The organism is Pseudomonas sp. GW821-FHT02H09, from assembly GCF_059421425.1.
Window position 1 is genome coordinate 1 of the sequence record NZ_JBWKVA010000041.1, and the last position, 10342, is coordinate 10342.

Consider the following 10342-nt stretch of genomic DNA (forward strand, 5'->3'; position numbering starts at 1 on the left):
GCTCGATTGCTCGCGATGGACTCAAGGGCGACGCGTTTATCCAGAAAACACGCGTTATCGTTAACGTCCATCGCGAGCAATCGAGCGTCGACCGGCTGCTCCTACATAGACCTCATCAGGTGAAGCCGTTCATGTTGATGCCGCGTTGGTAAGTCGCTGCATGAACGGAGTTGCGTATCGCGCCCGCAAAGGCGCGCTGGTTGTCTATTTGCCCAGTTTTACTCGTGTCCATCCGCGCGTCATCAACCGCTGGGTAGCGATGGGCAGGTCGGGTATTGCATAGAGCGTGGCCATTACCTCTTGCGGTGGATACGAACCTGGATCGTCACGAATCGCCTCATCAACCAATGGCGTGGCTGCTGAGTTGGCGTTGCTGTAACCCACGCTGTTGGTGATCTGGGCCATGATGTCCGGGCGCATCAGGAAGTTCATGAACAGGTAGGCGTTTTCGACGTTTGCCGCGTCCCTGGGGATGGCGACCATGTCATAGAAGCTGCCCGCACCTTCTTTCGGGATGCTGTAGGCGATGTTCACGGTGTCACCCGCTTCCTTGGCGCGCGCCTTGGCCTGGAGCACATCACCAGAGTAACCAACGGCTACGCAAATGTTGCCGTTGGCAAGATCCGAGATGTATTTGGATGAATGGAAGTAGGCCACCGATGGGCGGATTTTCATGAACAGCGCTTCGGCCTCGGCGATCTGCTGCTTGTCCCGGGAGTTCACCGGGTAGCCCAGATAGTGGAGGGCGGCCGGCAACATCTCGGTAGGCGAGTCCAGGAAACTGATGCCGCAGGATTTCAGTTTTGCCGCGTTTTCCGGTTTGAACAGCAGGTCCCAGGAGTTCACCGGTGCGTCTTTGCCCAAGGCCTGCCTGACCTTCTGCGGGTTGAAGCCGATACCGATCGAGCCCCACATGTAGGGGAAGGCGTGGCTGTTATCGGTGTCGCTGACGGAGGCATTTTTCAACAGTGTCTGGTTGAGGTTTTTCCAGTTGGGCAGCTTTGACTTGTCCAGCGGCTGATAGACCCCGGCCTTGATCTGCTTGGCCAGAAAACTGTTGGAGGGCACGACGATGTCGTAGCCCGACTTGCCGGCGAGCAACCTGGCCTCAAGGGTTTCATTACTGTCGAACACATCGTAGACGACACTGATACCTGTCTCGTCTTCGAACTTTTTGACGGTGTCCGGTGCAATGTAATCCGACCAGTTGTAAACGCGTAGCACCTTGTCATTGGCCTGGGCGCAAGTGACGACCGCGCCCAATAAGGACAGTGTAAGCAGAGTCCTGCCAAACATATTCATGCGTACAACTCCATTTTTATCGTGTAATTCGCGGCGCCATCATTGAAACGCGGCTGCTAGTGGCCTGTACGGCTAGTTCGTTAGCTCAAATTCGGATGCCAGAAGTCCATAGCCAAGGCGCTGTGACGAGTCATAGCCCGCTATGGCGAGGAACAGCAACGCAGGATATGGGCTTCTGGCGCCGAAGTTGACTAACAGAACTGGCCACACGGGCCACTAGGCAGCCGCACCCGCTAGTTGTTGCTCAGGTTGTTTCCAGGATTCGCTCGTGGTCTGTTCCATGGCTTCTTGAATCGAGCGTTTGCGATTGGCTTCGGCCCTGCGACCGAAATACCAGACCAGGAACGTGATCAAAGAGACAGCCAGCAGAATCAGACTGGCCACGGCGTTGATCTCGGGTTTCACGCCCAGACGCACTGCCGAGAAGACTTCCATCGGCAAGGTCGTCGAACCCGGACCCGACACGAAGCTGGCCAGCACCAGGTCGTCCAGCGACAGGGCGAAGGACATCATGCCGCCTGCCCCCAGCGATGGCGCGATCATCGGGATGGTGATCAGGAAGAACACCTTCCACGGCCGCGCACCAAGGTCCATGGCCGCTTCTTCGATGGACAGGTCCAGCTCACGCAAGCGTGCCGAGACCACCACCGCCACATAGGCTGCACAGAACGTCGTGTGGGCGATCCAGATGGTGACAAGGCCACGTTCCTGGGGCCAGCCGATCAGCTGCGCCATGGCCACGAACAGCAGCAACAGCGACAGACCGGTGATCACTTCGGGCATCACCAGGGGTGCGGTCACCAGGCCACCGAACAGTGTGCGTCCCTTGAAGCGGGTCACGCGGGTCAGCACGAAGGCCGCCAGGGTGCCCAACGCCACCGCCGCAATGGCGGTGTAGCAGGCGATTTCCAGCGAGCGCACCACTGAGCCCATCAGCTGGGTGTTGTCCAGCAGGCCGACATACCACTTCACCGACCATCCGCCCCACACGGTCACCAGCTTGGAGGCGTTGAACGAGTAGATCACCAGAATCAGCATCGGCGCGTAGATGAACAACAGGCCGAGTACCAGCATCAGTCTTGAAAACCCGAAACGGTTCATGCCCGTCCCTCCATCTCTTTGGCTTGGCTGCGGTTGAAGAGGATGATCGGCACAATCAGAATCGCCAGCATCACCACAGCCAGGGCGGACGCCACCGGCCAGTCACGGTTGTTGAAGAACTCTTGCCACAGCACGCGGCCGATCATCAGGGTTTCCGGCCCACCGAGCAGTTCCGGGATCACGAACTCACCCACCACCGGGATGAACACCAGCATGCAGCCGGCGATGATGCCGTTCCTGGCCAGCGGCACGGTGATTTTCCAGAAACTGTTGAAGGTGCTCGAACCCAGGTCCGATGCGGCTTCAAGCAGGCTCTGGTCATGCTTGACCAGGTTGGCGTAGAGCGGCAGGACCATGAAGGGGAGGTAGGCGTACACCACCCCGATGTACACCGCGGTGTTGGTGTTCAATATTTCTATGGGCTGCTGAGTCAGGCCGGTCCACATCAAGAATGCGTTCAGCAGACCGTTATTGCTCAAGATACCCATCCAGGCGTAAACCCGGATCAGGATCGCCGTCCAGGTCGGCATCATGATCAGCAGGATCAGCACGGTCTGCGTCTCCTTGCGGGCCCTGGAGATGCCATAGGCCATCGGGAAGCCAATCAACAGGCACATCAGCGTGCTGAAAAAAGCGACCTTCAGCGAGCCCAGGTAGGCAGAGATGTACAGCTCATCACCGACCAGCAGCGCATAGTTACTGATGTTCAGAAACAGTTGGAATTTCTGCTCGGCGAAGGTGTAGATCTCCGAGTAGGGAGGAATGGCCAAGGCTGCTTCGGAGAAGCTGATCTTCATCACCAGGAAGAACGGCAGCATGAAAAACAGGCACAGCCACAGGAAGGGAATACCGATGACGACTTTACGACCACTCGGTATCAGGCGCTGAATCCGCTTATTGATAGTGATCATGAGCGCAGTACCACGCCGCTGTCGTCTTCCCACCATACATAGACTTCGTCGTCCCACGTCGGGCGTGCGCCGCGGCGTTCAGCGTTGGCCATGAACGACTGAACGATCTTTCCACCGGGCAATTGCACATAAAAGACCGAATGCCCACCCAGGTAGGCGATGTCGTGAACCTTGCCTTTGGACCAGTTGTAGCGGGTCTCGGGCTTGATCGTGGACACCAGCAACTTCTCTGGGCGAATGGCATAGGTGACAGACTTGTCTTGCACAGAAGTGCTGACGCCGTGGCCCACGTAAATCTTCTGCTCGAGGTCCGGGCTCTGAATGATGGCGTGACCTTCCTGGTCTTCGGTGACGAAACCGTCGAACGCATTCACGTTGCCGATGAATTCGCATACCATGCGGCTGACGGGGGCTTCGTAGATATCGACCGGACTACCGATCTGGGCAATCCAGCCCAGGTGCATGATGGCGATGCGCTGGGCCATGGTCATGGCCTCTTCCTGATCGTGGGTCACCATTACGCAAGTCACGCCGACCCGCTCGATGATCTCGACCAGTTCGAGCTGCATCTGCGAGCGCAGCTTTTTATCCAGTGCGCCCATGGGCTCGTCGAGCAGCAGCAGCTTTGGTCGCTTGGCCAGGGAGCGCGCCAGCGCCACTCGCTGACGCTGACCACCAGAGAGTTGATGCGGCTTGCGTCTGGCGTACTGGGTCATATGAACCAGCTTGAGCATTTCTTCGACGCGGGCTTCGATTTCGCTGGCGGGAAGCCGGTCCTGCTTCAGGCCAAAGGCAATGTTCTGCGCCACGGTCATGTGCGGAAACAAGGCGTAGGACTGGAACATCATATTGATGGGCCGCTCATAGGGCGGCATGTCGGTAATGTCTACGCCATCGAGGTAGATCCGCCCTTCGGTCGGGCGCTCGAAGCCTGCCAGCATCCGCAGGAGTGTCGATTTGCCTGAGCCTGAGCCACCCAGCATCGCGAAGATTTCACCCTGGTGGATATCCAGGGAGACATCGTCGACGGCAGTTGTCTCGTCGAATTTCTTGGTTACGCGGTCGACTTTAACCAGCACCTTTTTTGGGTGCGGGTTGCCTTCTAGAGCCTTCCTGTAAGTGCTGGAGGCGTTTGCCATGTAAAACTCCCAACCGGTGTCAGTAGTCCGGCCAAAGCGGCCTGACTTAATAGTTGATTGCAAACCCGCGCCAGGGGCCCCTGTAGGAGCCGAGCTTGCTCGCGATGGCGGCCTGACAGTCAACATTGATGTCGACTGTCAGGGACTCTTCGCGAGCAAGCTCGGCTCCTACAGGGTTACCCGTGCCGGTCGGGCTAATTCGGCGCCGCCGTCCTGGCTGCCTGGTCGTACTTGTTGTTATTGCGGTTTGTTGTTTTCGTGAGTCACGGATGCGCAAGGGCGCGCCCGCCAGACTCACGAGGGCAGTAAATTGATTAATCGAGTTTTAAGTCAGCGCGTATTACGCAGCGCCGCGCGTTGCCGGCACGCGTCGCCAAACGCCTGGAAAATACTCAAGTAGGGAGGGTTCGACAGGACCTGCCATTCCGGGTGCCATTGCACGCCAACGGCAAATGCCTGGCCGTGCTCGACAGGCCCTCTATCAACAGAGAAGGCCTCGATCAATCCATCGGGTGCGATGGCTTCGACCCGTAAACCGGGTGCCAGCCTGTCGATGCCTTGGCCGTGAATGGAATTGACCTGAATCACCGGGGGTAGGTCGAGTGCCGCGAACACGCCGCCAGGTTGAACATTGACGGCATGCGCCGGGGCGTACTGGACGGCCAGGTCAGGATGATCGGCTTCGCGATGATCCATGAAGGTGCCGGTTTCGTGGACCTTCTGATGAAGGCTGCCACCGAACGCCACGTTCATTTCCTGAAAGCCGCGGCAGATGCCGAGCACTGGAACGCCCGCCGCCACGGCTGCACGTAACAAGGGAAGGGTGGTGCCGTCGCGCTGAGGATCGTGTGCCGTCCCCGGTTCGCTGGCTGGGCCCTGATAGTGGAATGGCTCCACGTTGGAAGGCGAGCCGGTAAACAGCAGGCCGTCCAGATGCTCGAGCAGACCGTCTATATCGGTCAGTTCAGCCAGGGAAGGAATGATTACCGGGAGCCCCAGTGCAGCAACGCTGACAGCACGTACGTACTTGTCTGCGCTGACATGGTAGGGATGCAGCCCAATATCTTTGACGCACGCAGTAACGCCGATCAATGGCTTGAGTGCCATTTTTATCACCTCGAAGTTTCACACTTGAACGAGCTTTTCCGGAGCTTAGCCTTGTTGATTTTAATTAACAACTCTCATGTAAAAAATTCTAAACGGAAAAGGAGTTGAGGATCTGAGCTGGCGCGGGCTTTAGGCAGTAAAACGGTCGATGAGCGGCTGGCACGGCAAATAAATTCAACGCTGATGGTGCTCTGTTCGCTATTGACTTCACTTTGTCTTTCGGATTGACTGGGCTCGTGAAAGGGCGGTGAACATAATAATTAACATAATAGGTGCATCATGTCGGTACCCCTGCGTGCCGTTCAGCTCAACGAAGCGAACGCATTCCTTAAGAAACATCCTGAGGTTTTGTACGTCGACCTTCTGATTGCGGATATGAACGGCGTGGTGCGCGGCAAGCGCATCGAGCGCACCAGTCTCCACAAGGTCTACGAAAAAGGCATTAACCTCCCGGCCTCGCTGTTTGCCCTGGATATCAACGGCTCTACAGTAGAAAGCACAGGTCTGGGCCTGGATATCGGCGACTCTGACCGAATCTGCTATCCCATCCCTGGCACCCTGTGCATCGAACCCTGGCAGAAGCGCCCGACCGCGCAACTGTTAATGACCATGCACGAACTCGAAGGTGAACCCTTCTTCGCCGATCCTCGCGAAGTGCTGCGTCAGGTCGTGAGCAAGTTCGATGCAATGGGCCTGACCATCTGCGCCGCATTCGAGCTTGAGTTCTACCTGATCGACCAGGACAACGTGAACGGTCGTCCGCAGTCGCCACGTTCGCCGGTGTCCGGCAAGCGTCCGATGTCGACTCAGGTGTATCTGATCGACGACCTGGACGAATACGTCGATTGCCTGCAAGACATCCTTGAAGGCGCGAAAGAGCAGGGCATCCCTGCCGACGCCATCGTCAAGGAAAGTGCGCCGGCGCAGTTCGAAGTCAACCTGCATCACGTTTCAGACCCGGTGAAAGCCTGCGATTACGCGGTGCTGCTCAAGCGTCTGGTGAAGAACATCGCCTACGACCATGAGATGGACACCACCTTCATGGCCAAGCCTTACCCGGGCCAGGCGGGCAACGGTCTGCACGTGCACATTTCGATCCTTGATAAAGAAGGCAACAACATCTTTGCCAGCGAGGATCCCGAGCAGAACGCCGCATTGCGTCACGCGATCGGCGGTGTGCTCGAGACCCTGCCGGCGCAGATGGCCTTCCTCTGCCCGAACGTCAACTCCTACCGTCGTTTCGGCGCACAGTTCTACGTGCCGAATTCGCCGAGCTGGGGCATCGACAACCGTACCGTTGCGGTACGCGTTCCGACGGGCTCGGCTGACGCCGTACGTATCGAGCACCGGGTCGCCGGCGCCGACGCTAACCCGTACCTGTTGATGGCGTCGGTCCTGGCCGGCATTCACCACGGCCTGACCAACCAGATCGAGCCGGGTGCACCGGTTGAAGGCAACAGCTACGAGCAGAACGAACAGAGCCTGCCGAACAACTTGCGCGATGCCTTGCGCGAGCTGGACGACAGCGAAGTCATGGCTCGCTACATCGACCCGCTGTACATCGATGTGTTTGTGGCGTGCAAGGAAAGCGAACTCGCCGAGTTTGAAAACTCCATTTCAGACCTTGAGTACAACTGGTACTTGCACACGGTCTGAGGCGAACAACCTGTAGGAGCTGTCGTTCACATTTGTTGTGCCCGACACACAACCCCTGTAGGAGCCGAGCTTGCTCGCGATGGCGGCGGATCAGTCAACATTGATGTCGCCTGACACACCGCCATCGTCGGAACGCCGCCCGGAACAAGCGCAGCTCCTACAGGGCATCGGTCCGACGACTACTTATTTCTCTGCGTTGAGTCACTTCAATGGCAATTACTCGCAGCGACTGGGAGCAACGCTTTCAGTCCTTGACACTAGAAGGCCGGGCATTCATTGACGGCCAATACTGCTCGGCACTCAGCGGCGACACCTTTGAATGCATGAGCCCGGTGGACGGTCGCTTCCTGGCGAACGTCGCCAGCACCGACGAAACCGACGCGAATGTGGCGGTGCAGGTTGCGCGTCGCACGTTTGAGTCCGGCGTCTGGGCCAGACTGGCCCCGGCAGAGCGCAAGCGCATCCTCATTCGTTTCGCCGATCTGATTCTGGATCACCAGGAAGAACTGGCGCTGCTGGAAACGCTGGACATGGGCAAGCCCATCAGCGACTCCATGGCCATCGACGTACCCGCGACCGCCAATGCGATCCGCTGGAGCGCCGAGGCGATCGACAAAATCTACGACGAAGTGGCGGCGACGCCGCACGATCAGTTGGGCCTCATCACTCGTGAACCGGCGGGCGTGGTCGCGGCCATCGTGCCGTGGAATTTCCCGTTGATCATGGCCAGCTGGAAGTTCGCCCCGGCCCTGGCGGCGGGTAACTCGTTCATCCTCAAGCCTTCGGAAAAATCGCCGCTGACGGCGATCCGGATTGCTCAGCTGGCGCTGGACGCGGGGATCCCCAAAGGGGTGTTCAACGTCCTGCCGGGCTTCGGTCACACCGTTGGCAAGGCCCTGGCCTTGCACATGGATGTCGATGTGCTGGCGTTCACCGGCTCGACCGCGATTGCCAAGCAACTGCTGGTCTACGCCGGGCAAAGCAACATGAAACGCGTTTGGCTTGAAGCGGGGGGGAAAAGCCCGAACGTGGTGTTTGCCGATGCGCCGGATTTGCGCGCGGCAGCACAGGCAGCGGCCAGTGCCATTGCCTTCAACCAGGGCGAAGTCTGCACCGCAGGCTCGCGTTTGCTGGTGGAGCGTTCGATCCGCGAGCAGTTCATTCCGCTGCTGGTGGAAGCACTGCAAGCCTGGAAACCGGGGCATGCCCTGGACCCGGCGACAACGGTTGGCGCAGTGGTTGATCAGCGCCAGCTGGAATCCGTGCTGCGTTACATCGAAGTCGGCAAGGAACAGGGTGCTCGGCTGATCGCGGGTGGCAAGCGCACCCTCGAAGAAACGGGCGGCCTGTACGTTGAGCCGGCGATTTTCGATGGCGTGACCAACGCGATGACGATTGCCCGGGAAGAGATCTTCGGCCCGGTGCTGTCGCTCATCACCTTCGACACCGTTGAAGAAGCCCTGCACATCGCCAACGACAGCATCTTCGGTCTGGCGGCCGGTGTCTGGACCAGCAACCTGAGCAAGGCCCACACCTTCGCTCGTGGTCTGCGTGCCGGCAGTGTCTGGGTCAACCAGTACGACGGTGGCGACATGACTGCGCCGTTTGGTGGGTTCAAACAGTCGGGTAACGGTCGCGACAAGTCGTTGCATGCGTTCGACAAGTACACCGAACTCAAAGCGACCTGGATCAAGCTCTAACATTTTCACAGCAGCGGTCGCCGGCATCTGCGTGCGACCGCTCGGGAATTCAATCATGCAAAAACATGTAAACAGCTACTACGCCGCGACCCGCAACGAGACCATCGATTTTCCGGTGCTCGATCAACTGGTCGAGTGCGATGTCTGCGTGATCGGCGCAGGCTACACCGGTTTGTCCTCGGCACTGTTTCTCGCAGAAGCGGGCTACAGCGTCACGGTGCTGGAAGCCGCCAAAGTCGGCTTCGGTGCCAGCGGTCGCAACGGTGGCCAACTGGTCAACTCCTATAGCCGTGACGTCGATGTCATCGAGCAGCGCTACGGCGACAAGACCGCAGAAATCCTCGGCAGCATGATCTTCGAAGGCGCGGACATCATTCGTTCGCGCATAAAACAGTACGACATCAAGTGCGACTACAAGCCGGGCGGTATTTTCGCGGCACTGAACAAGAAGCAGCTCAAAGGTCTTGCCGAGCAAAAAAGCAGCTGGGAGCGTTACGGCAACCAGAACCTGAAAATGCTCGACGCCAAGGACATCGCCAAAGAAGTCGGCTCGGACAACTACATCGGCGGCCTGCTGGACATGCAGGGCGGTCACGTACACCCCTTGAACCTGGCCTTGGGTGAGGCAGCCGCCATCATTGGCCTGGGCGGGAAAATCTTCGAGCAATCCGGTGCGCTCGAAATCACCTACGGTGAGCCGATTGTCGTCAGAACCGCCAAGGGCGTGGTGCGGGCCAAGTACTTGCTGATTGCCGGTAACGCCTACCTGAACCAGGACCTCGACGCCCGCGTGACGCGCAAGAGCATGCCGTGCGGTTCGCAGATCGTCGTCACCGAGCCGTTGTCGGCCAAAGTGGCCAAGAGCCTGATCAGCAACAACTACTGCGTCGAAGACTGCAACTACCTGCTCGACTACTACCGTCTCACGGCCGATAACCGCCTGCTCTACGGCGGCGGCGTGGTCTACGGCGCTCGCGAGCCGGATGACATCGAGCAACTGATCAAGCCGAAAATCCTCAAGACCTTCCCGCAGCTCAAGAACGTGAAGATCGACTACCGCTGGACCGGCAACTTCTTGCTGACCATGTCGCGCATGCCGCAATTCGGCCGTATCGAAAAGAACGCCTACTACATGCAGGGCTACAGCGGTCACGGCGTCACTTGCTCGCACCTGGCCGGCAAACTGATCTCGGAAATGATCCGCGGCGACGCCGAGCGCTTCGACGCGTTTGCGTCCTTGCCACACATGCCGATGATCGGCGGCCGAACCTTCCAGGCGCCACTGACCGCCATGGGCGCCGCGTATTACGCGCTGCGTGATCGTTTCGGCATCTAAGCGGCGCAATCCATGTGGGAGCGAGCCTGCTCGCGATGAGGTCGACACATTCAACATTGATGTCGCCTGACACACCGCCATCGCGAGCAA

8 protein-coding genes are annotated in these 10342 nt (G+C 58.6%); 3 read left to right on the forward strand and 5 right to left on the reverse strand.

Annotated elements, in window-relative coordinates; translation table 11 throughout:
* Positions 1 to 204: 204 nt before the first annotated feature.
* The 5 genes from AC07VR_RS31305 to AC07VR_RS31325 form a co-directional block, all read right to left on the reverse strand.
* Entirely contained in the window at positions 205 to 1302 is a 1098-nt protein-coding gene (locus tag AC07VR_RS31305) for a polyamine ABC transporter substrate-binding protein (RefSeq protein ID WP_495013606.1), read from the reverse strand.
* 216 nt (positions 1303 to 1518) lie between these two features.
* Entirely contained in the window at positions 1519 to 2403 is an 885-nt protein-coding gene (locus AC07VR_RS31310) for an ABC transporter permease subunit (RefSeq protein ID WP_494992161.1), read from the reverse strand.
* Positions 2400 to 3281: an ABC transporter permease subunit gene (locus tag AC07VR_RS31315; protein ID WP_494992471.1), complete on the reverse strand. Its 882-nt coding sequence runs from the start codon at positions 3279 to 3281 to the stop codon at positions 2400 to 2402. Before AC07VR_RS31315 ends, AC07VR_RS31310 begins: the two co-directional genes overlap by 4 nt.
* Positions 3282 to 3310: 29 nt before the next feature.
* Positions 3311 to 4453 (reverse strand): polyamine ABC transporter ATP-binding protein, encoded by a 1143-nt coding sequence (gene potA, locus AC07VR_RS31320; RefSeq protein WP_494992160.1) that lies wholly within the window; start codon positions 4451 to 4453, stop codon positions 3311 to 3313.
* 330 nt (positions 4454 to 4783) lie between these two features.
* Complete coding sequence (locus AC07VR_RS31325; RefSeq protein WP_494992159.1) at positions 4784 to 5560, reverse strand: gamma-glutamyl-gamma-aminobutyrate hydrolase family protein; 777 nt, start codon at positions 5558 to 5560, stop codon at positions 4784 to 4786.
* Between the two features lie 279 nt (positions 5561 to 5839).
* Between AC07VR_RS31325 and AC07VR_RS31330 the strand changes: the two genes are divergently transcribed.
* From AC07VR_RS31330 to AC07VR_RS31340, 3 genes are all read left to right on the forward strand, one after another.
* Entirely contained in the window at positions 5840 to 7216 is a 1377-nt protein-coding gene (locus AC07VR_RS31330) for a glutamine synthetase family protein (RefSeq protein ID WP_494992158.1), read from the forward strand.
* 209 nt (positions 7217 to 7425) lie between these two features.
* Positions 7426 to 8916: an aldehyde dehydrogenase gene (locus tag AC07VR_RS31335; protein WP_495013607.1), complete on the forward strand. Its 1491-nt coding sequence runs from the start codon at positions 7426 to 7428 to the stop codon at positions 8914 to 8916.
* Positions 8917 to 8968: 52 nt separating this feature from the next.
* Positions 8969 to 10252 (forward strand): NAD(P)/FAD-dependent oxidoreductase, encoded by a 1284-nt coding sequence (locus tag AC07VR_RS31340; protein WP_494992470.1) that lies wholly within the window; start codon positions 8969 to 8971, stop codon positions 10250 to 10252.
* The last annotated feature ends 90 nt before the right edge of the window (positions 10253 to 10342 follow it).